This window comes from Mesotoga infera (assembly GCF_900157305.1).
Classification (GTDB): domain Bacteria; phylum Thermotogota; class Thermotogae; order Petrotogales; family Kosmotogaceae; genus Mesotoga; species Mesotoga infera.
In genome coordinates this window covers 838,688-861,238 of record NZ_LS974202.1, presented here as the reverse complement: position 1 = coordinate 861,238, position 22,551 = coordinate 838,688, and the positions used below count along the sequence as shown (strand labels likewise).

23 protein-coding genes and 1 pseudogene are annotated in these 22,551 nt (G+C 46.5%); 3 read left to right on the top strand and 21 right to left on the bottom strand.

Annotated features, from left to right (window positions below; translation table 11 throughout):
* Nucleotides 1-9: 9 nt before the first annotated feature.
* From MESINF_RS04025 to MESINF_RS03925, 21 genes and pseudogenes are all read right to left on the bottom strand, one after another.
* A complete protein-coding gene (locus MESINF_RS04025; protein ID WP_169698647.1) occupies nt 10-1,116 on the bottom strand; it encodes an NADH-quinone oxidoreductase subunit D in 1,107 nt (368 codons plus the stop codon).
* Entirely contained in the window at nt 1,109-1,624 is a 516-nt protein-coding gene (locus MESINF_RS04020) for an NADH-quinone oxidoreductase subunit C (RefSeq protein ID WP_169698646.1), read from the bottom strand. Before MESINF_RS04020 ends, MESINF_RS04025 begins: the two co-directional genes overlap by 8 nt.
* A complete protein-coding gene (locus tag MESINF_RS04015) occupies nt 1,608-2,147 on the bottom strand; it encodes a NuoB/complex I 20 kDa subunit family protein (protein WP_169698645.1) in 540 nt (179 codons plus the stop codon). The genes MESINF_RS04020 and MESINF_RS04015 overlap by 17 nt, the downstream gene beginning before the upstream one ends.
* The gene (locus MESINF_RS04010; protein WP_169698644.1) at nt 2,147-3,049 is read right to left on the bottom strand and encodes a respiratory chain complex I subunit 1 family protein; all 903 of its coding nucleotides are present in this window, start codon (nt 3,047-3,049) and stop codon (nt 2,147-2,149) included. The genes MESINF_RS04015 and MESINF_RS04010 overlap by 1 nt, the downstream gene beginning before the upstream one ends.
* Nucleotides 3,050-3,054: 5 nt before the next feature.
* Nucleotides 3,055-4,887, bottom strand: coding sequence for a proton-conducting transporter transmembrane domain-containing protein (locus tag MESINF_RS04005; protein WP_169698643.1), 1,833 nt, complete (start codon nt 4,885-4,887; stop codon nt 3,055-3,057).
* Nucleotides 4,888-6,330: a complex I subunit 5 family protein gene (locus tag MESINF_RS04000; protein WP_169698642.1), complete on the bottom strand. Its 1,443-nt coding sequence runs from the start codon at nt 6,328-6,330 to the stop codon at nt 4,888-4,890.
* The gene (locus tag MESINF_RS03995; protein WP_169698641.1) at nt 6,327-6,677 is read right to left on the bottom strand and encodes a sodium:proton antiporter; all 351 of its coding nucleotides are present in this window, start codon (nt 6,675-6,677) and stop codon (nt 6,327-6,329) included. The genes MESINF_RS04000 and MESINF_RS03995 overlap by 4 nt, the downstream gene beginning before the upstream one ends.
* Nucleotides 6,674-7,432, bottom strand: coding sequence for a Na(+)/H(+) antiporter subunit B (mbhE, locus tag MESINF_RS03990; RefSeq protein ID WP_169698640.1), 759 nt, complete (start codon nt 7,430-7,432; stop codon nt 6,674-6,676). The genes MESINF_RS03995 and mbhE overlap by 4 nt, the downstream gene beginning before the upstream one ends.
* Nucleotides 7,429-7,548, bottom strand: a pseudogene (locus tag MESINF_RS03985) (hydrogenase subunit MbhD domain-containing protein); the annotation flags it as partial. The gene mbhE and the pseudogene MESINF_RS03985, both read right to left, overlap by 4 nt.
* A 963-nt stretch (nt 7,549-8,511) precedes the next feature.
* On the bottom strand, nt 8,512-9,834 hold the full coding sequence (locus MESINF_RS03980) for an AAA family ATPase (RefSeq protein ID WP_169698639.1): 1,323 nt from the start codon (nt 9,832-9,834) through the stop codon (nt 8,512-8,514).
* A 75-nt stretch (nt 9,835-9,909) separates the two neighbouring features.
* On the bottom strand, nt 9,910-10,215 hold the full coding sequence (locus tag MESINF_RS03975) for a hypothetical protein (RefSeq protein ID WP_169698638.1): 306 nt from the start codon (nt 10,213-10,215) through the stop codon (nt 9,910-9,912).
* Between the two features lie 12 nt (nt 10,216-10,227).
* Complete coding sequence (locus tag MESINF_RS03970) at nt 10,228-10,581, bottom strand: helix-turn-helix domain-containing protein (RefSeq protein ID WP_169698637.1); 354 nt, start codon at nt 10,579-10,581, stop codon at nt 10,228-10,230.
* A gap of 1,056 nt (nt 10,582-11,637) precedes the next feature.
* On the bottom strand, nt 11,638-12,960 hold the full coding sequence (locus tag MESINF_RS03965) for an AAA family ATPase (protein ID WP_169698639.1): 1,323 nt from the start codon (nt 12,958-12,960) through the stop codon (nt 11,638-11,640).
* A 75-nt stretch (nt 12,961-13,035) separates the two neighbouring features.
* Nucleotides 13,036-13,341 carry a hypothetical protein gene (locus tag MESINF_RS03960; protein ID WP_169698638.1) on the bottom strand — a complete coding sequence of 102 codons (306 nt, stop codon included), beginning with the start codon at nt 13,339-13,341 and terminating at the stop codon, nt 13,036-13,038.
* 12 nt (nt 13,342-13,353) lie between these two features.
* A complete protein-coding gene (locus MESINF_RS03955; RefSeq protein WP_169698637.1) occupies nt 13,354-13,707 on the bottom strand; it encodes a helix-turn-helix domain-containing protein in 354 nt (117 codons plus the stop codon).
* Between the two features lie 21 nt (nt 13,708-13,728).
* A complete protein-coding gene (locus tag MESINF_RS03950; RefSeq protein ID WP_169698636.1) occupies nt 13,729-13,923 on the bottom strand; it encodes a hypothetical protein in 195 nt (64 codons plus the stop codon).
* Nucleotides 13,920-14,264 (bottom strand): monovalent cation/H(+) antiporter subunit G, encoded by a 345-nt coding sequence (gene mnhG / locus MESINF_RS03945; RefSeq protein ID WP_169698635.1) that lies wholly within the window; start codon nt 14,262-14,264, stop codon nt 13,920-13,922. The genes MESINF_RS03950 and mnhG overlap by 4 nt, the downstream gene beginning before the upstream one ends.
* Nucleotides 14,261-14,515, bottom strand: a complete 255-nt coding sequence (locus MESINF_RS03940; RefSeq protein WP_169698634.1) for a cation:proton antiporter — start codon at nt 14,513-14,515, stop codon at nt 14,261-14,263. Before MESINF_RS03940 ends, mnhG begins: the two co-directional genes overlap by 4 nt.
* Nucleotides 14,512-15,117: a Na+/H+ antiporter subunit E gene (locus tag MESINF_RS03935; protein ID WP_231936851.1), complete on the bottom strand. Its 606-nt coding sequence runs from the start codon at nt 15,115-15,117 to the stop codon at nt 14,512-14,514. The genes MESINF_RS03940 and MESINF_RS03935 overlap by 4 nt, the downstream gene beginning before the upstream one ends.
* A 353-nt stretch (nt 15,118-15,470) precedes the next feature.
* Entirely contained in the window at nt 15,471-16,067 is a 597-nt protein-coding gene (locus tag MESINF_RS03930) for a hypothetical protein (protein ID WP_169698633.1), read from the bottom strand.
* Nucleotides 16,068-16,182: 115 nt separating this feature from the next.
* The gene (locus MESINF_RS03925) at nt 16,183-17,136 is read right to left on the bottom strand and encodes a potassium channel beta subunit family protein (RefSeq protein WP_169698632.1); all 954 of its coding nucleotides are present in this window, start codon (nt 17,134-17,136) and stop codon (nt 16,183-16,185) included.
* Nucleotides 17,137-17,340: 204 nt separating this feature from the next.
* Between MESINF_RS03925 and MESINF_RS03920 the strand changes: the two genes are divergently transcribed.
* The 3 genes from MESINF_RS03920 to MESINF_RS03910 all read left to right on the top strand — a co-directional run bounded on the left by MESINF_RS03920 (nt 17,341) and on the right by MESINF_RS03910 (nt 22,551).
* Nucleotides 17,341-17,757, top strand: coding sequence for a DUF5362 family protein (locus MESINF_RS03920; RefSeq protein ID WP_169698631.1), 417 nt, complete (start codon nt 17,341-17,343; stop codon nt 17,755-17,757).
* Nucleotides 17,758-17,822: 65 nt separating this feature from the next.
* Nucleotides 17,823-18,410: a DUF4230 domain-containing protein gene (locus MESINF_RS03915; protein WP_231936850.1), complete on the top strand. Its 588-nt coding sequence runs from the start codon at nt 17,823-17,825 to the stop codon at nt 18,408-18,410.
* Nucleotides 18,411-18,492: 82 nt separating this feature from the next.
* Nucleotides 18,493-22,551, top strand: coding sequence for an Ig-like domain-containing protein (locus tag MESINF_RS03910; protein ID WP_169698630.1), 4,059 nt, complete (start codon nt 18,493-18,495; stop codon nt 22,549-22,551).

Genomic DNA, 22,551 nt, shown 5'->3' with positions numbered 1-22,551 from the left:
ACCAGCCTCCTATCGATCGATTTCGGGCGGACAAAAGTCCATAGTTGCCAGCCAGAGAGCAACATCTTCAATTCTTGTACCCGGAAGCAGCTTTTCAATACCGTAGAGTCCCTGCGGGAAGGAGGCACCCCTTACGTTTATTCTATAAGGTCTCTCGCTTCCATCGGAAACTACGAAGTAGCCGTATTCTCCTCTGGAAGATTCCACGTGAGCATAAACGCTGCCGGCAGGGACTTTCCATCTTAAAGCGCTCCCTTCGCTGATTCTAATGTTTACCGGTCCGTCCGGAATCTTCTCAACGATCTGTCTCAATATCCTCAAGCTCTGTCCTATTTCATAGTACTTAAGGGTAAACCTCGCGAAGGCATCCCCCTCCGTTGCTGTCGGTACTTCGAACTGCACGTGGTCGTATCTAGCATAAGGGGCGATCTTTCTCAGATCGTTAGGTAGGCCGGTAGCCCTCAGGGCTACTCCGCTTATACCTAGCTTCAGTGCATCTTCCCGTGTCAACACACCCAGACCTTTCGTTCTGGTTCTAATTATCCTGTTTTTCAGGAGCAGGTTTTCGAACTCTTCACTTCTGCCTTCGATGTAATCGACCAGTTTTAGTATGTCTGCCTTTATGCCTTCAGGCAAATCCTTCCTGACACCACCCGGCACAATATACATGTGATATATTCTTGCACCGGTGATCTTTTCGAATATATCCAGGATGAGATCTCTATCGGCAAGGGTCCAGTTCGGCATTGTGTAAAGACCCGTAGAGCCTCCGATACCACCAAGGGCCATGAGATGTGAGGCTATTCTGGCAAGTTCCAAGATCAACATCCTAATCCAGTGCGCCCGTTCGGGCACTTCGACTTTAGCGAGCGCTTCTATCGCCATCGCGTACACCATCTCGTTTATATCCGGTTCAGGAACGCAAATTCGGGGAATCAATGCGAGGTTTTGCATCCAGGTCCTTCGTTCCATGAGCTTTTCAAAACCTCTGTGCAGGAATCCTGGTACTAACCTGGATTTTACCACTGTATCGCCTTCTACATAGAGATGGACGCTGGCGTTTCCATGCATTCCAGGATGGTTAGGTCCGATAAAGAGCTTTACTTCCTTACTCATCTTCGCCACCCCCTTCCGGCAAAAAATCAGCGCTGTACTTTCTATCCGGAAAATGCTCCTTAGAGTATTTATGGGGGTCGAAGTCCTTTCTCATAGGCGGTATCTCGCTCCATTTTTCCAGTATCAACGGCTTCAGGTCAGGGTTGCCATCGAAAACAATACCGAAGAATTCATGAACATCCCTTTCGTAGAACCTGGCAACCGGCCATATCTCCATGATCGTCGGGAGAACGGGTGTTTTTCTGTCTACAAGGGTACTCACAAGAATTGTCTCTCCGCTCTCCCAACAGAATAGTGTGTATACTACTTCGAATTTTTCATCGTTCAACCTATCTATACCTGTGATAAGCGAGAGGTGCGTGAAACCTTTCTGCCTGAGTAGTCCCAGAACGGACAGCAATCCAGAGGATTTTATATTTACAGAAAATTGTCTCTTAGTTATCTCCGAAAAGGTGAATTGGCCCGCCATCGACATAATTTCATTCAATTTATCATTCATGGAACTCATCGTGGATGTACACCTCCCCGAGAGCATCTATTTGATTTTTTCTGTACCATTCGTAGTTCGCTTCGTAATCCTTCCAACCCGTCGCCTCTCCTCGGTCGATTTTATCCATCAAATTTTTAAAACCATTTACAATTGCCTCTGGTCTGGGCATACAGCCAGCCAAATATAGATCTACAGGTACGTAAAGATCGAGCCTGTTGATCGTCGCGTAAGAGTCATAGTAGATGCCGCCGTTGATGGTGCAGGAACCGAACCCGACTATGTATTTTGGAGCCTGCATCTGCTCGTAGGAGTAGATGACTCTGCGCAGGGTTTTGGTGCTGAGGTATCCCGTTACGAGGAGTATATCGGCCTGACGCGGTGTCGCCATCGGTCCTATACCAAACCTCTCCATATCGAAGCGAGCTGTCATTGTCGGTGGTAGTTCTATTGCACCGCAACCGGTACAGTAATAAAGCATCCAAAGCGATCTTGCCCTTAGCATATTTGCCACTCTTTCCCACGCGGTCTGCTCGTTGTTCATTAAACTCGCCTCCCCATTATGAAAACGACAATAACCACTTGAATGAAGGATAGTATGAGTGGCCATTTCCAGTAGAATTTGACTGCCTGTTCGACCCTGAAACGCGGCATAATGGACGAGATGATAACAGCAAGAAAGTAAACCAGGAAGAACTTCAAAAGAAATTCCCATATAGTCTTTCCGCCACCCAGAAAGAGGTTGACGAAAAGCCCAATCTCTATAAAGGTCCCGAAAGCGTGTTGGGTCATGAGCAATCCCAGGTACTTCCCGCTGTACTCTACAAGTGGCCCGGAAGCTATCTCGGCAGGTGCAATAAATGTATCGAAAGGCTTCTTGCCAAGCATGCCCATCAGAGATACGAAGCCAACAACTGCCCCGATAGGCATGATTAAGACATTGTAGGTTCCTCCGGAGTTCTGCAGCATTGCCAGCTCAGATAGGGATGAGGTTCTGAAATGGAAGAAGACACCCAACAACACTATCATGAAGGGGAGCTCGTATCCCAGCATCTGTGTTAATGCCCTGCCTATCCCGATTGAGGCGTTGGGATTTCCCGAGCCTACTGCCGACATCGCCATTCCCAGTAGACCTATAGCCAGCAGATAGATAATAACGAAGACGTTGTCAAGACCTGGGAAGACGACGAGATTTCCTGCTGGTATGAAAAGTACGGTGGCTATTGTGCCACCCAAAGCCATAAGGACTCCAAAATCAAATATGAAACCGTGAGAGATCGAATGTTTTGTAAGACTCTTGAAGATATCTATGAAGTTCTGCCAGAATGGAGGACCGCATCTTCTATGTATTCTAGCCTCGATCTTCCTCGCGATTCCTTCGAGAGTTACAGTATAGGCGAAGGCCAATATGAGTAATGCGATTGCAGATAGAATAGTTATAATCATACCGATCACCTCAACCACCAGAAGGTCCCGATAATGGCGACTATCGCGAGACCTATGTACAGTTGCGGATTGGCCGGATAAAAGATCGCTTTCAGCAACGCTCCCAGTTCCTTGATTTTATCCGATAGAGAAGAAAGCCAGTCCTCCATTGACGGCCATTTTTCGAACAACCTGTCGAAGGGTCTGTACATCCTGTACGAGAAATGGTATAACTCGCTCGTGTACAGAAAATCTCCTGCAGTATAGTTGTCCATCAGATCTACCTGCCTGGCTTTCTTCGCCCTCATGAATATGAAGAGTGATATGAAAAACCCAATAGCGAAAACGGTCGTAACCAATATCGAATCCCATTCGCCAGTGAGCGCTACGATCCTGGAAAAGGTAACCTCTACCGCGTTGATTCCGACCGAAGCCGTAACGGCGTTAATAGTCTTAATGGCGTTACTGGGCAGTATTCCCCAGAAAACAGTCAACAGTGTAAGGATTGTCATCGGGACAACCATCACGAACGGTACTTCCTTTAAATTTCTGTGCCGGGGCTTCAATTGACCTAGAAAGATCCCGGCCAATGGTTTGAAGACGTACATGAACGAACCTATACTTCCAAAGAAGGCTGCAAAGGCCAGGAAGGGAAGGCCGTTCTGTACGAGCTGCTGGTATATGAGCCACTTTGATACGAAACCGCTGGTCGGTGGAATCCCCGCTATAGAGATTATTGCCACCAGGTAGGTGGCAAAGGTTACAGGCATTTTGAGTATCAGACCACCCATTTCGTGCATTTTCGTTGTACCAGTTCTATAAGCTACGGCGGCTATAGCCATGAACATAGCGGCCGAGGCCATGGCATGATTGAGAACATGCATCAAGCCTCCTGCTGTGGCGTATGTGCCCCCGATCGAGAGTGCCATCACTATATAACCGGAATTGCTTACGGTTGAAAAGGCTATCAGTTCCTTTGCATCCTCCATCCTTATTGCCATAACCGTTCCCACTACAATGGATATCCCTCCCAGGAGGGCGAAAGCATAATTCACTACGGGTATTCCGTTGAAAACGGGAAGCTTGCTGAAAATCATGAAAGACGGCAAGGCCGAGGTGATAATGAACAGCAAAAAAGCACCTATCTTGGTGAGCGCACCAGAGAGTATGGGGCTAAATTCATCAGGAGCCGAAGAGTGAGAACCTCTGAGCCAGATGTGCAGTGGAAAGACTCCCATCTTTGCCAGAACCATCACGCCCAGGGAAATCAAGATAACCAATTGTACCTCAGCAGTCGCGCCTCCGATTCTAGCGGCAACGGTTGAGAATTCTATCGAACCTAATTTATCGAGCATATAAAAGATCGCAAAAAGCATCGAATAAGTACCTATCGAAGCTATTGCGACGTATTTTATAGCCTCTTTCAGCGATTTCTCCTTGTCCTGAATTATCAGGATGAGTGAAGCCCATGTCGAAATCTCCCAGAAGATCATTAATGTGAGGAAATCTTGTGAAAAAACCGCTCCAAGTGTGCCGGCCGAGACAAGACCGAGCAGGAAAATCTTCACCGGACTTTTCTTTAGCGGAAACATGAAGATTGCACTCATGGATATAATGAGTAGCACGATAGAGGCAAAAAACCAGTTGGTTGGAGTGATGCCGAAGTTAAAATTCAGCCTCTCGGTTATTCCGATCACTTCGTACGAAACGTTACTTCTTCCGGTGAAAAAAACGTAAATGAACGAAAAGACCTGAAGCACAGCATAAGCTCCGTAAGCGATCTTTGTATTGAACTTCGCTATAAGGTATAAGATCGGTGTAGCCAACAACGAAGCCACCAGTAGGGTCAGGATGCTCATTTATACCCCTCCAATCAGGTTTTTTCCCAGTGTGATGATCGCATCGACCATAGCGTTGCCCGCTTTGCTGAACGCCATCAAAGTCTCATGTGAGCTTGATCCCAGAAACACGAGAATCGCTGCAAGAACAACGCCTATCGCCATTAACTCCAGCGGAAGAGAAAGCCTTGCCCTCTCCTCTCCTTTATAAGGTCTATAAAGGGCGAAAATCCACCTGAAGTAGTAAGTTATCTCTATCGCCGCGGCCAGCAAAATCACGATCGGAACTACGAGCAACGACTCGAAGCTTGAGGAGATCGCAAGAAGCTTCGCTCTGAACCCCAAAAAGAGGGGCATTCCCGATATCGAAAGAGCCGATACTGTAAAAATCAACCCGGCAACGGGCGCCACCTTTCCCAGGCCGTAAAGGCTTTCCAGGTCATCTGCACCCAGTTCTTCGGTAGTGTAGCTGTCCACCGAGAAGAGAACGAATTTGGCGAGGGCATTATTTATGATCAACATAACGCTTGCAGTCAACGCCTCGACAGTTCCTATACCGACCAGGAAGATTGCAAGACCCGATTGAGCAATGCTCGAATAGGCGAGTGTTGATCTCAAATTCCTTTGTTTGAAGGCAATAACTTCTCCGATTAGAACCGTCGCAACACCCAGAACGATTACCAGATCTAGAGCACGCCGGTCCCCCACCGCCAATATGACCCTGCTGAAGGTTGAGATCATGGCGACAGGATAAACTGAAGCGAGAACCAGAGTGGCCATATTCGATGATTTCGTAAAAACCCCCGGTACCCAGCCGTTGAAAGGTACCAACTTCGACTCAACTCCCAGGCCCGCTATCATCAGCAAAGAAGATACGAGCATAACATCGCCGTTCAACAGACCATCTGAAACCTTTGTAGCTATCGCTGAGATGTTGAGAGTCCCCGCAGCGGCATAAAGCACGGCAACTCCGAGAAGATACAGCAGCGAACCTACTGAACCGAGCAATAGATACTTGAAAGCGGCGACCTTACTCTCTCCTTCCTTGCCCGTCATGGCTAATAGGTAGGCGGCGACCCCTGCGATTTCGAGAAAAACAAAGAGATTGAAGAGATCGTTTGTGAGGAGAATTCCGTTCAGCGAGGCTAACGAAATCGTATAGACGACCGAAAACTTTTCCAAAGCCCTCTTCTTACTTAAGTGTATGATAACTGCGAAAAAGAAAAGGATATTTGCCACAGGAAGGAGTATTCTCGTCGCGTCTGTCACGATCAGATCGATGCCGAAAGGGCTTCTCCAGCCACCGATAGAGTAGCTCACGGTGCCCGAAGAAAAAGAGAGAAAGACGCCCGCAACTGCATTGAAGATAGCCGAAAGAAAAAGCAGCCAGTTCGATATCCTATTTGCGAAAGTGCTGATAAAAGCCAGTGCTAAAGGTACGGCTATGAGCCAGACGGGATTCATTCTTCAGCACCTCCTCGTTCTATCAGTTCATCGATATCTATCGTTCCCTTAGAATGGTTTATAGTAACTATTATTGCAAGTGCCAGAGCAGTAATACCCACGCCGATCACTATGGATGTCAGAACGAGTGCCTGAGGAAGAGGGTCGACAAAGAGCAGCGTCGATGAATTGTTCTCAGATGAAAGTATAGGGACTAACCCTTTTTCTATATAGCCTATCGAGACTATAAAGAGATTTACACCTATCTCGGCGATATTCAGAGATACTATCAGCTTCACAAGATTCTTCTGCGAAAGGAGGCCGTAGATACCTATGGCCGTCAACAACAAAGAGAAGTACTGGATCATATATTATCGCCCCCTTCCGAAACGAAATCGTCCACAATTCCTGAAAGCTCTGCCCCAACTTTCAATCCTATAAGAGAATAGACGATTGGGATCAGACCGGCGCTGAAAAGATTTCCGACAACCCCGGTCGGGAGAAAGTTCTGCAGAAACGAACCGGAAATCAACAGACCCCCGATTCCCAGCAAAATATAAGCTAGTCCCATAGAACCTTCCAGGACTTTTAGCAAAGCCGGAGCACGTTTCTCATCATCGACCATCACAAGAAGCAGAAAGGCAGCTGCTATAATCGCGCCACCCGGGAACCCGCCACCGGGAGTTAAATGACCGTGTGTGAAAACATAAGCCCCGAGTATCAGCAGGAGAGGAGAAACGATTTTGGCCGCTGTTTTTACGACTGGGCTGGCTTTGATTGGACTTAGAAGACGCTTTTTGTCTCCACCCAGTAGAAGACCAACGCCTGTTGCCGAGAGGAACAAAACCGTAACTTCGCCAAGCGTATCGAAGGACCTGTAATTAACGACGATCGAAGTGACGAAGTTGGCCGAACCGGTTTCAGCATCGATGGTTGAACCGAACTTCACTTCTTTCAAAGTATCGTTTACAGATTTAGTAACGTAACTATGAGAGTTTCTTTCCGATAGATCAAACTCTCCGTACCGTGGTACTCCCGAAACGGTCTGTGAATCGGTATTGAGTACGATACTCACTGTGAAGAAGAAGAGAAGAGCGATGATCCCGGCGATAATCCTTTTCATTCGACATCATCTCTCTTAAGCTTTCTCAAAGACAGAAGAAAGATGGCGGTAGTTAGTCCGGCTCCCACTGAAGCTTCGGTTATAGCGACGTCCGGAGCTTTCATAATAACAATTATGACTCATATAATGCACTCTTTTGCTTATGTATGGCATTTAAAGCCACTTACAGAAAGCATCAAGTTACTGCATATATTATGCTCTTTCTCTCTCTGTTAGTCTCTATAAGTCTCATCCATAGCAGCTTGTAGATGGCATCGCAGGATGCTCCGTATTGCATTTTCGGTGTGGCAGTAGTGCAATTCTACTTATCGAGTCATAAAGTCTCATCCTGGGGCATCCTGGCAAGGATAACGCCACGTCTTTGAACTCTTAAAAAGTCGAGATCTCGAAGATAGTCCGCTATTGTTGCCGTCTTTGACTTTGAACGTTCCGCCCTGCAGTTCAAAGACTGGCAACATTGAGCGAAAGCAGATAAAAAAGAATTACTTTTCACGGCTCTGTCTTCTCCGGTGGCGGAGATCTCGTCTAGCATTTTGGACAAAAATGATAAATGTCAGAGTGACCAAATTCTCCTTGTTATTTTTAATACATCTGATGAAAAGGAAGATTGCGATCGATGAGAATAGTTCAATTGATTATTTCCTTACTCGATTTGCTCATCAAAATTCTGTCTTTCTTCCGGAAGACTAAATAATCCCCATAATGGAGATCGTGGGCTTTCTCTGTATAGCTCATTAGCAGCAGATAGCAGCTTGAATATTACTAGACTGTAAATAAGCTTTGTATCCGTATTACTAGTACGGATACCATATCCGCATAGTCCGGTGTAGTCTCTGCGTAGTCTCTGCGTAGTCCGAAAAAGTACCGAAAAGCATCTAAAAATTCAAATAGTGTAGACTCTGTAGTCTCTGTAGTCTCTGTAGTCTCACTCTCTATAACCGTCTATAATAGCAGCTTATAGAGAGACTACAAAAAGAGTCGCTGTAGTCTCGCTGTAGTCTCCTGTAGTCTGGGACTACAAAGACTACAAAGACTACACGGACTACAAAGACTACAAAGACTACAACTTTTATATATATTCAGGTATATATTTCATACTTGCCATTGTTATTGCTCACCACTCCGTCCGCTAGCATCCTTTGCAGCATGGTTTTAGTTGTGCTGTAATTCTTTCCTAGAGCCGTTGCTAGCTCTTTCGGTGTAGTCTTTCCGTTCTCCTGGAGATACTCTAGTATCTCTTTGCGTGTATCGCTCATATGTATCTCATCCGTACTTCCGAGTAGTCTGAACGGTACTCTATCAGCTAGAGAGAAAGCTATTGATAACTCTTGCTCATCTACATCTCGTCCGGTGATGCTCATGACTATCTCTTTGGTCTGCCGTCCACGTTGCAAAAGCAACGTGGCATCGGCAGTCCCAGTAAGTCCGGTACTTCCGAGTACTCCATCGAACACGTCATCAGAGTCTCTCGTGTTCTTCCGCATATGATGCACTACCAACACCGTTATGCCGTATCTCATGGCCAACTCTTGCAGGCCGCTCATTATCTCGGTGTCGTTCTCGTAAGCATCATTACTCCGTCTGGCTTTCGGCTTGACTCTCGCAAGTGTGTCGATTACCACTAGCCGTGCGTCTGCGTTATCGTCAAGCCATGTCGAGATCTCGTCAAGTCCGCCATCATCCAGCCTGGATAATTTTGTACTCAGATACAGTCCGTCCGGCACTGGCAATTCACACGATATAGCTTTGAGTCTCTCTTTGAGCCGTCTTTCGGAGTCCTCTAGTCCGTAGTAAAGAGCTTTTCCACGTGGAACATCTATACTGCCGAAGGCGTAGCCACCGAAAGCCACTGCATGGCAAAGATGCAAAGCAAGCCACGACTTGCCGACTTTCGGCTTTCCAGCAAGCATTATGAGTCCGTCCGGTATGAGTCCTGGAACGCACCACTTTATCGGCTCAAATACTTTCTCCATTAGCTCCATCGCTGATAGATACTTAATTCCAGCGTGTTTGATGCCGTGTTGGTTCTTCCTATAATTGTCGAGATCTCGGAAAGCGTCATCAGGATCTCGGAGACTTGCGAGTCTTTGCCGCAGTAGTTCTTTGCTCTCTTTTCGCACCGTGTCCAGTAAGCTGTAATAACTCGGCAGGCTCTCGTGATGTTCACCGTCCATCGTCTCCGCCACCGTTGGAAACCGCTTGCGAAAGTCTTTGATAATGTCCGTCTCGTCAGCTTTTGCGTGATAAGACTCCGCCATAAAGTCGTATATCTCGCAGCGTTGAAAGTCGGAACGGTACACGTCCGGAAAGAGTTCATAGAATTGAGCATCGTACAACAATGCCCAGAGTAGATATCGCTCATTACTACTGGTACTAAAGTAGTTATCTGCTATAATTGTCATGACTGACACGTCCTTTCACTTTTTTAGTGAGAGTAAGAGCCGCATAGATGGCGACTATACGGCTCAACCAACATATTACATGAGAGAGTCTGCATAACCATATTGCGGGCTCTTTTTTTTGTCGAGAGCTTTCTCTAATGCTCTCATGCCAACATTCAGAGAATATCGAGTTTCAAAGTCTAATAGCTGCGTATCGCAACACAATTCCGCTAGCATCTCCATCACGTATTGCAGCCATAATAGCTGTAATACTCTCTCTTTCGGCTCTCCGTCCGTCAGCTTGCCAATTATCCACGCAGCCGTAGCATAGACTTTTTCGATATTTAATTCCGGCAGTCCTTTGCTTTTTCGCCACGGGTTGCACACGGTTCCATTTTTCATAATGCACCATCCTTATTCAGCATCTACATCGTCTCCAATGCTTTGCGCCACTCCGCTTGCAGTCGCTATCTTTGCTTGCATCAACGGTTCTCCGTCGTCGTTATAGAATATACATTCACCGCTGGGCAGTTGCTTAACGCTAGCAGCATGCTCTAGAATCCTTTGATACATGTCGATATTAGAGTTCGCATCTTTCCACTCTAGAGCTTTGCCTAGCTCGCTTTCTAAGACGTATAGCATCTTTCCAAGCGTTATAGCTTTCAGTTCTCCGCTAGCCATCTTTCTCCGTACCGTTCCTGGAGTAACGTGCAGTATCTCCGCTATCTCCGCAGTCGTGTAATAATTCTCACCGTTCCACGTAAGCACTTTGCTCACTCCTTTCATATTTTATGTAAGTGCAAATGCATTGTACCATGCTTTTTGACATAGTGAGTGAAAATGATTCATAATAACAATTATGACTCATATAATGCACTCTTTTGCTTATGTATGGCATTTAAAGCCACTTACAGAAAGCATCAAGTTACTGCATATATTATGCTCTTTCTCTCTCTGTTAGTCTCTATAAGTCTCATCCATAGCAGCTTGTAGATGGCATCGCAGGATGCTCCGTATTGCATTTTCGGTGTGGCAGTAGTGCAATTCTACTTATCGAGTCATAAAGTCTCATCCTGGGGCATCCTGGCAAGGATAACGCCACGTCTTTGAACTCTTAAAAAGTCGAGATCTCGAAGATAGTCCGCTATTGTTGCCGTCTTTGACTTTGAACGTTCCGCCCTGCAGTTCAAAGACTGGCAACATTGAGCGAAAGCAGATAAAAAAGAATTACTTTTCACGGCTCTGTCTTCTCCGGTGGCGGAGATCTCGTCTAGCATTTTGGACAAAAATGATAAATGTCAGAGTGACCAAATTCTCCTTGTTATTTTTAATACATCTGATGAAAAGGAAGATTGCGATCGATGAGAATAGTTCAATTGATTATTTCCTTACTCGATTTGCTCATCAAAATTCTGTCTTTCTTCCGGAAGACTAAATAATCCCCATAATGGAGATCGTGGGCTTTCTCTGTATAGCTCATTAGCAGCAGATAGCAGCTTGAATATTACTAGACTGTAAATAAGCTTTGTATCCGTATTACTAGTACGGATACCATATCCGCATAGTCCGGTGTAGTCTCTGCGTAGTCTCTGCGTAGTCCGAAAAAGTACCGAAAAGCATCTAAAAATTCAAATAGTGTAGACTCTGTAGTCTCTGTAGTCTCTGTAGTCTCACTCTCTATAACCGTCTATAATAGCAGCTTATAGAGAGACTACAAAAAGAGTCGCTGTAGTCTCGCTGTAGTCTCCTGTAGTCTGGGACTACAAAGACTACAAAGACTACACGGACTACAAAGACTACAAAGACTACAACTTTTATATATATTCAGGTATATATTTCATACTTGCCATTGTTATTGCTCACCACTCCGTCCGCTAGCATCCTTTGCAGCATGGTTTTAGTTGTGCTGTAATTCTTTCCTAGAGCCGTTGCTAGCTCTTTCGGTGTAGTCTTTCCGTTCTCCTGGAGATACTCTAGTATCTCTTTGCGTGTATCGCTCATATGTATCTCATCCGTACTTCCGAGTAGTCTGAACGGTACTCTATCAGCTAGAGAGAAAGCTATTGATAACTCTTGCTCATCTACATCTCGTCCGGTGATGCTCATGACTATCTCTTTGGTCTGCCGTCCACGTTGCAAAAGCAACGTGGCATCGGCAGTCCCAGTAAGTCCGGTACTTCCGAGTACTCCATCGAACACGTCATCAGAGTCTCTCGTGTTCTTCCGCATATGATGCACTACCAACACCGTTATGCCGTATCTCATGGCCAACTCTTGCAGGCCGCTCATTATCTCGGTGTCGTTCTCGTAAGCATCATTACTCCGTCTGGCTTTCGGCTTGACTCTCGCAAGTGTGTCGATTACCACTAGCCGTGCGTCTGCGTTATCGTCAAGCCATGTCGAGATCTCGTCAAGTCCGCCATCATCCAGCCTGGATAATTTTGTACTCAGATACAGTCCGTCCGGCACTGGCAATTCACACGATATAGCTTTGAGTCTCTCTTTGAGCCGTCTTTCGGAGTCCTCTAGTCCGTAGTAAAGAGCTTTTCCACGTGGAACATCTATACTGCCGAAGGCGTAGCCACCGAAAGCCACTGCATGGCAAAGATGCAAAGCAAGCCACGACTTGCCGACTTTCGGCTTTCCAGCAAGCATTATGAGTCCGTCCGGTATGAGTCCTGGAACGCACCACTTTATCGGCTCAAATACTTTCTCCATTAGCTCCATCGCTGATAGATACTTAATTCCAGCGTGTTTGATGCCGTGTTGGTTCTTCCTATAATTGTCGAGATCTCGGAAAGCGTCATCAGGATCTCGGAGACTTGCGAGTCTTTGCCGCAGTAGTTCTTTGCTCTCTTTTCGCACCGTGTCCAGTAAGCTGTAATAACTCGGCAGGCTCTCGTGATGTTCACCGTCCATCGTCTCCGCCACCGTTGGAAACCGCTTGCGAAAGTCTTTGATAATGTCCGTCTCGTCAGCTTTTGCGTGATAAGACTCCGCCATAAAGTCGTATATCTCGCAGCGTTGAAAGTCGGAACGGTACACGTCCGGAAAGAGTTCATAGAATTGAGCATCGTACAACAATGCCCAGAGTAGATATCGCTCATTACTACTGGTACTAAAGTAGTTATCTGCTATAATTGTCATGACTGACACGTCCTTTCACTTTTTTAGTGAGAGTAAGAGCCGCATAGATGGCGACTATACGGCTCAACCAACATATTACATGAGAGAGTCTGCATAACCATATTGCGGGCTCTTTTTTTTGTCGAGAGCTTTCTCTAATGCTCTCATGCCAACATTCAGAGAATATCGAGTTTCAAAGTCTAATAGCTGCGTATCGCAACACAATTCCGCTAGCATCTCCATCACGTATTGCAGCCATAATAGCTGTAATACTCTCTCTTTCGGCTCTCCGTCCGTCAGCTTGCCAATTATCCACGCAGCCGTAGCATAGACTTTTTCGATATTTAATTCCGGCAGTCCTTTGCTTTTTCGCCACGGGTTGCACACGGTTCCATTTTTCATAATGCACCATCCTTATTCAGCATCTACATCGTCTCCAATGCTTTGCGCCACTCCGCTTGCAGTCGCTATCTTTGCTTGCATCAACGGTTCTCCGTCGTCGTTATAGAATATACATTCACCGCTGGGCAGTTGCTTAACGCTAGCAGCATGCTCTAGAATCCTTTGATACATGTCGATATTAGAGTTCGCATCTTTCCACTCTAGAGCTTTGCCTAGCTCGCTTTCTAAGACGTATAGCATCTTTCCAAGCGTTATAGCTTTCAGTTCTCCGCTAGCCATCTTTCTCCGTACCGTTCCTGGAGTAACGTGCAGTATCTCCGCTATCTCCGCAGTCGTGTAATAATTCTCACCGTTCCACGTAAGCACTTTGCTCACTCCTTTCATATTTTATGTAAGTGCAAATGCATTGTACCATGCTTTTTGACATAGTGAGTGAAAATGATTCATAATAACAAATAGAACTACCGAGAGCAATCCCACGGCCGACAGCATTATAACCGATGTTATCAGCCTCCTGGCCTCGATAGCCACCAGAGCCAGTACTACTATGGCTACCCCGGTTATTAGCGAGAAGACGTTCATTCGTCTTCACCCCCTTCAGAGGGCTTTTGGTTAACTTCGGCTATTTCTTTTCTACCGACCGGCTTTATGCCCTTTTTCATGGCAGCTCTGGCGATTACAGAGCTCCCCACCGGATTTGTGATCGCGATGAAAGTGACTATGATTATAGCTTTCATAAGCCAGGCAGGATTTGCCAGTCCTACGCCGAGTATGAGAGAGAATGAACCGAGCGTTGTAGCCTTCGTTCCTGCCTGAAGCCTGTTATATACATCGGGCATTCTAAACATACCCAATCCCCCCAGAAAGTAGAAGAAGGCCCCGATAGAGATCATTATGTATCCCAGAATATCCAATACGATCATTTTCTCCCCTCCAGATACCGGATAACCACAACGGTCTCCAGAAATGAAAGGGCCGCATAGACAAGAGCGATATCGAGGAAAAGTGAGTTTCTATCGATGAGCGAGAAGAGAACTATCGCGCCCGTTACCATTACATTCAAGATATCAAGAGCGGCCACCCTGTCTGGAGTCGTCGGCCCTTTGAAGAGTCTGTAAAGAGTAAGGAAAGCACCGAGCAATATCAAGGAAAAAAAGATGGAGAAGGCAATCATTCGAAAACCTCCTTTATCCGTTGTTCAAAGCTTTCTGGAATTAATCCGGTTACTTCTGCTGACTGTAGATCTTCCTTCAAATCGATGGAATGAATTAAAAGTCCCTTTTCGTCCGTATCCACGGTCAGCGTTCCTGGAGTCAGAGTAATGGAATTAGCCAGACATAATTTGGCGAAGTCTCCCTTCAGGTCTGTATCTATCCTGAACATACCTGGATTGATCGGAAGATCGGGGTTTAGTACCCTGCGGGCAACATCGATATTTGCCTTTACCATTTCAACTATGAATACCGGTAGAAAGCGAAATATGAATTTGAAAACACGCAGCGGAAAATCCAGCCCGAAACGAAAATTCGAATACCTGCTGAAGATAGCCGCCACGATGGCTGTTATAATCAATCCCAGGAGCAACTCCAATGGATCGAAGCTCCCTGTAAAACCGAGCCAGATGAAAAAACCAATTACGTAAACCGACAAAAACTGCAGGGCCATACCACCACCCCTTATAATGAAATTTGTGAAATGCATTGAGTTTATATTGTTTATAATACCATAACCCTGTATGGGTAAAGCATTCTTAGTATTGAATATCGATATTTCCAAAACTCAACTCGCGAGTATTCACTAATTTCAATACGGTCTCGTATCGGAATTGCTGTACAAAACGACATGCGACTCATGGCCCTGTCTTCCAAACTGTTTCGAGCCTGGACAAATCGCAAGCATTTTCAGCCATTACTTAAAGGCAAAAAATCTCCATCTGATATATATAGTAGTCCAACATACCTATCAGGCATGCTGTTTAGAAAGACTGCAAAATTATACGAAACGGTGAGAAGTCACAAATCCCAAGACTAAAGCTCGGTCATCGAAACACTGCTGGTTTTCACTTCAAAAGCGCATGGCACCAGCCAATTGGCAAGGACTTCAATGTGAAATGCGTTAAATCAAAAAATCTATTCCACAAACCTCTTGACCCAGACGGTTCCGCTCACGAATATGGTCATTGTCGAATCATGAGTGGCGCTGTAATCGTACAGAGCCAGCCAGTTTATGTCCTCGGAGACTCCACTGTTGAGTATGTCGATTATCATCGAAAATGCCGGAGTTGAACCGGAATCCCTCTCGAAGATATTTTCTCCAGGAAGAATCGTATCGTCGAAAAGTTCGTTGTCTTCTATGCTTTCCGGATCGGTTATCAGTAGAGGTATATCGGTGAAGGGATCGCGGGAGATGTAAAACTTGAGATCGATCTGGCCATCTTCGCTCTCCCAGATTACCCTGGCCTTCACCTGAACGGAGGTTATTCTGAAGTTGTCTGGAATTTGAATCGGGCTGCTTTTTTGAGCCTCTGCGATAATCTCGTCGAGAGTCGGGATGCTCTGGCTGCCAAAGGCAAAGCTATTTATCGGGGAAGGGGTGCCAGGTAGCTGAAAGACTATGGGTTCGATAAGGCTCTCTGTTATAGGTATTGGAACTGGCATTATGTATAGACACCCGCTCAATACCAGTACCATTAAAAGTGTCGCCGAAACGAAAAACCATCTCTTCATATAAATCTCTCCCCTCTAGAAATTTTCGCCGCTTTATCTTCAAGAAAGCCCGGTGTGGATCGAACGGGAGTTTCTACTCGAGAAGCGCACCGGGCAAGATGTTCAGGACTGTAATTTAGATTATACTCTCTATCTCTTTCATTACTTCATCGGTCAGCTTTTCTTTGGCTTCAAGAGCTTTCAAGTTTTCTTCGAGTTGTTCGACCCTGCTGACGCCGAGAATCACGGAACTCACGTTCTCGTTTTTCAGAATCCAGGCGAGAGCCAGTTGGGGTAAACCGATCCCAAGTTCTTTCGCTACATTGGCCAGTTTTCCGACTTTTTCCAGATTTTCCTTGGACAGCATACCGTTTTCTTCCAGGTGCTTCTTCAAACCGGGGAATCTGGCGAGCCTACTGTCTTGAGGAATTCCGTCGTTATATTTGCCGGTGAGCAATCCACTCGCCAGTGGGCTCCAGACAGTCAATCCCATTCCGTATTTTTCATACAGGGGGAGATATTCCTTCTCGACTCTCTCTCTGGAGAGCAAATTGTACTGGGGTTGTTCAACAACGGGATGAATTGCGTTTAGCTTTTCTGCCACACGGTGAGCCTCTTCAAGTTCGCCGGCGCTCCACTCCGAAGTTCCCCAGTAGAAGGCCAGTCCATTCCTGACTATATAGTCCATCGCCAGAACCACCTCCTCCATGGGAGTCTCTGGATCAGGCCTGTGAGCGTACAGAAGATCGACATAGCTTAACTGAAGTCGTTTCAAAGAGTTCCAGGTACCCTCGAGAAGATGCTTCCGGGAAAGGCCTTTCTGGTTGGGCTTGTTTCCCCCCCAGAAGATCTTGGTGGAAACGACTACTTCCTCTCGTTTGAACTCTTTGAGGATCTCGCCCATCATCGATTCAGACATCCCGCTGGCGTAGGCCTCGGCGTTGTCAAAAAAGTTTATTCCCTCTCTGTATGCCCTGCGCATAGCCTCTCTGGCGTTTTCGATATCCAGCTGTGCTCCGAAAGTCAACCATGAACCGAGCGACAGTTCACTTATCCTTAAGCCACTTTTTCCAACTTTGCGATATTCCATAAATAACCTCCTTCATTCATGATGATTTTAATTCCGATATACTTTGTTTGCTTTGATTATACCACCGTAAGCTTTACTAACAATATATAGATCGAAACTCTTCCCACTAATGATAGTTCAACAGATATTCCAACACGGCAAAGCATTACAGTTTTTTGGCTTTCTCTGATAAACTTAATTTGTGAATAAAAGGGGGTGTTTCGTATGTATGAAAGAAGCGAAGGTAATTCTGGCATCGAAGGAATCTCTTACCAGACTCTTAGCAGGTTGAGCTACTGGGCCGGATTCGTCGGCATATGGACTCTCATCGGCGCTACGCTCGGAATAATAGGCTCGATCGCAGGAATGATAGCGAACCCCTTTTCCATATTCGGTCTTATCAGTGCTATCGTTGCCCTTGTGATGGGTCTCAGACTAAGAAGAACGAAGAATGAGCTGGAAACTTTCATTCACACAAAGGCTCCTCTGAATCTCGAAATAGGTCTCGACAGCATGATGAAGTATTTCAGGATCCAGGGTGTCCTTATAATTCTGGCCATCGTCTTCATTCTTATTACCGTGATCGCCGTGATCGTAATGGGGGCGGCTTTCAATTTCAATTTCGATTTCTATAACACATAGATGGCAACGGGGAGGTTTTACCTATCGTTCTAAATATCGTTCTGATAATCGCGGTCTGCATACTGTTGCTGATACTATTACAGTCGCGCAAGAAGACGACCGTCAGAACCGAATCGGTGATTCACAGGATCGAACGAATCGCCGAGTTGAGCACGGCAAGAATGACCACATTGCTCATATTCGAACCTGAAAAGGAAAGCATAGTACCGGGCACTTCACAGAGATATATTTTTATAGTTCCCTTTCAAGTTCGCGGTTATCTCGATCTCAAAAGTATAGATAGTAATTCCATCGAGATTTACGAAGGGGAGAGCAGAAGAATAAAGCTCGTTCTTCCTCCTCCGGAACTCGAAGTGACCATACCCCAGAGCAAGATACCGGATATACGTGTGATAAATCAGAGCGGTGTTCTGGTTAAGGTTTTCGGGAACAGGGATATGCTCAAGACATTCCAGTCTTATAGCAAAGAGATAGAACAACAGGCGTTGATCAGCGCACAAGAAATGGGTATTGAAGAGACTTCTAGAGAGAGCGCCAAGAACTTCTTCCACGGGCTTCTCCTGGGGATGGGATTCGATGAGGTGGTTGTACTGTTCAAAGAATCGGAAAGACCGCAAAGCCTCCGGGAGAGCCCAAACCCTGTGATCCGCTGAATAAAAGGTTTTATGACTTAGGCGATTATAAAATTATGAGAAGTATTTGGTTGATAAAAATAAAGCAAGAGGGGGGAGAAAAATGAAGAAATGGATGATCTATACGCTAATCGTCGCGGTCGCTGTGGCGATCGTTCTCATAGCGACGATTCCGGCACTGCTGAACAAAGAACCCGTTATGGAACTGCCGGTTCAGGTAGTTAACCAGGGAGAAAAACTCAGTGTCGATTTGAAGGCCTTTATAAAAGATGAAAAGGCCGATGAAGTCACGCTCGAAAAGGTCGATGGCCCCGGAACAATAACCGGATCGGTATTCACATTCGAGCCTGCTTTCAAGTATGTAGGCGAAGTGATCGTAAAGATAAAGGCAACCGACAAACAGGGGAAAAACTCCACGGGAGAGCTGAAGATAAACGTCATAAGGGTCAACAGACCTCCGGAAATCGATACAACGCCGCTCAAGGTTTTCGAGGGAGAGAGTATGTCTCTCGACCTTTTGACGATCGTGAAAGATCCGGATAACGATGAGATATCTCTCAAAGTCGATGGTCCTGGAAATCTCGAAGGAAGGACATATGTGTACGCTCCAGGTTATATGGATGCCGGTAAGAAAGTCCTGAGAATCACCGCAAAAGATTCCGAGGGCAATGAAACAGTGAGGGATGTGCAACTCGAAGTGGTGGATGTGAACGCGCCACCAACTCTCGTGGTATCGGATCAAACGGTCAGGGAAGGAGACTCTCTAACCGTAGATCTCGCGTCTCTCGTTTCGGATACGGATGGTGACGCGGTGACACTGTCTCTCATCGGTGGGCCGGGAGGGATCGTAGATGGAGTCTTCGTCTATAAGCCGGGCTTTGAGGAGGCCGGTGAAAGCGTGGTTTCGATCTCCGCCAGGGATAGCAGGGGAGGCGAATCGACCTCGACTTTCAAAGTAACGGTTACCGAGACGAACAGACCGCCCAGAATCTTCTTGAGCGATATGGTGATTTCCGAAGGCGAAGAACTAGTAGTTGACCTCTCGAGTCGCATGCTCGATCCCGACGACGATCCTTTAGAGATCATAGTGGAAGGGCCCGGTGCGGTGGAAGACAACAGATACGTCTTTACTCCAGGCTATCGTGATGCCGGTGACAAGGACGTTGCAATAACGATTTCCGATGGCAAAGGTGGAATCGGCAGAGCCTCTTTCACGATTCGGGTGCAGGATGTCAACAGGCCGCCCGAAGGATCGATAGCTAACGAAACCATCTCCGAAGGCGAAAAATTGAATCTTTACCTCAAAGCCTTTGCCTACGATCCAGACGGTGACGAGATATTCTTCGAATTGCTTGAAGGACCCGGAAGTGTAGAGGGCGATAGTTACACCTATGAGCCGGATTTTGAATCGGCCGGTCTTAAGGAAGTCAAGATAAAGGTCTCCGACGCCGGCGGCGAAGAAAAGATACTCGTCTTCGAGATAGCTGTCGTCGATGTAAATAGAGCTCCCGTGGCTGTTCTGCCTTCGATTGCAGCGAGTATAAGGGAGACCTTCACATTGGGCCTGGATCTCAAGAGCTTCTTCACCGATCCAGATGGCGAGGAGCTGTCCTTCGCCATTTTGGAAGGACCGGGGAGCATCGAGGGGAGTAATTACAAATATACGCCGTCGTACAACGATCAGGGAGAAAAGAAGATAACGATAGTTGCGAGCGATCCGTCAGGTCTCTCAACAAATCTACCCGTGACCGTCTCTGTGATGGATCTTAACAGAGAACCCAGAGTTCTGACGAGCGATGTTTCGATCGACGAAAACGAGCCGCTAACAATAGATTTCAACGGATGGGTCATAGACCCGGATGGTGACAGTGTTGAAATCAGTATCAAAGGACCTGGATCTATAAAAGATGGAATTTACACCTTCAAACCGGGATACAACGATAGTGGCGAGCACACGGTGAAAGTCCATGTGAGAGATGAAAGAGGAGCCATGAAAGAGGCCAGTTTCACCATACTCGTAAACGATGTAAACAGGCCGCCCAGAATGCTTCTCAGCGACAAGATGATAGACGAAGGGACCCGCCTAGTTGTGGATCTTGGTATGCAGTCGATAGATCTCGACGGCGATGAACTGAACTTCACTCTCGTTGAAGGACCCGGAAGCGTTGAAAATGCTATCTACACTTTCGAACCTTCTTTCGAGGAGAGCGGAGATTACACTGTCACTATAAGGGTATCCGATGGTCAGACGTCGGTGACGGGTGAATTCATGATAGAAGTAGTGGATGTGAATCGCGCCCCCGAAACTACGATCAAAGAGATCAAGAGCAGTATAAGAGAGGGGTTCTCTCTAGGGATGAACCTGGCCACTTTCTTCGGCGACCCCGATGGCGACGAATTGACATTCTCTCTGGAAGGACCGGGAACACTGGAAGGGAATGGCTACACATACAGCCCCGGTTACGAGGATTCCGGCGAGAAATCCGTACTCGTGACCGCCAATGACGGAAGAGGTGGCAGTGTGACACTGCCCATTATCATATCGGTTCTCGATATAAACAGGCCGCCTGAAGGATCGATAGCTAACGAAACCATTTCCGAAGGCGAAAAATTGAATCTTTACCTCAAAGCCTTTGCCTACGATCCAGACGGTGACGAGATATTCTTCGAATTGCTTGAAGGACCCGGAAGCGTAGAGGGCGATAGTTACACCTATGAGCCGGATTTTGAATCGGCCGGTCTTAAGGAAGTCAAGATAAAGGTCTCCGACGCCGGCGGCGAAGAAAAGATACTCGTCTTCGAGATAGCTGTCGTCGATGTAAATAGAGCTCCCGTGGCTGTTCTGCCTTCGATTGCAGCGAGTATAAGGGAGACCTTCACATTGGGCCTGGATCTCAAGAGCTTCTTCACCGATCCAGATGGCGAGGAGCTGTCCTTCGCCATTTTGGAAGGACCGGGGAGCATCGAGGGGAGTAATTACAAATATACGCCGTTGTACAACGATCAGGGAGAAAAGAAGATAACGATAGTTGCGAGCGATCCGTCAGGTCTCTCAACAAATCTACCCGTGACCGTCTCTGTGATGGATCTTAACAGAGAACCCAGAGTTCTGACGAGCGATGTTTCGATCGACGAAAACGAGCCGCTAACAATAGATTTCAACGGATGGGTCATAGACCCGGATGGTGACAGCGTTGAAATCAGTATCGAAGGACCTGGATCTATAAAAGATGGAATTTACACCTTCAAACCGGGATACAACGATAGTGGCGAGCACACGGTGAAAGTCCATGTGAGAGATGAAAGAGGAGCCACGAAAGAGGCCAGTTTCACCATACTCGTAAACGATGTAAACAGGCCTCCCGAAGGATCGATAGCTAACGAAACCATCTCCGAAGGCGAAAAATTGAATCTTTACCTCAAAGCCTTTGCCTACGATCCAGACGGCGACGAGATATTCTTCGAACTGCTTGAAGGACCTGGAAGCGTAGAGGGCGATAGTTACACCTACGAGCCGGATTTTGAATCGGCCGGTCTTAAGGAAGTCAAGATAAAGGTCTCCGATGCCGTCGGCGAAGAAAAGATACTCGTCTTCGAGATAGAAATCGTTGACGAAAACAGAGTGCCCCTAATAACCTCGTCTCTTCCTGAAATCACGGTCCAGGCGGAAAAAGTAGTTGAAATAGATCTTATGGATCACCTGAACGATCCCGACGGGGATGATTTGCTTTTTGAGATTCTAGAGGGTCCCGGAAGCATTACGGGAAGTAAATACATTTTCGAGCCTCGCATAGGAGATATCGGTCAGAAAGAAGTTCTGATAAAGGTGAGTGATGGAAAGGGCGAGTTAACTGTTCCCTTAAGGATCTTTGTGGAAGCGGGTCATCGGGTGGTTTCCATAACATACGCGTTATTCTCTTCGGGGATCGATAAAGTGAAACTGATCGCCGGTTCGCACGAGATCATTTCGAGCGGGCAACGCGCAGAGTTAGAAATCGACTGGCCTCTGGATTTCGATACCGTGTCTTTGTGGAGTTTTCTCGAAGAGAGCGCGGAGTTAATCGGAACGGCCAAAATAACTGCCAGCTCATCTTCGAGAAACATTCCCCTCGTATCGGAAAGGGGAGAAACGAAAGGGTTTGTCAGAATAGAGTTGAAATGA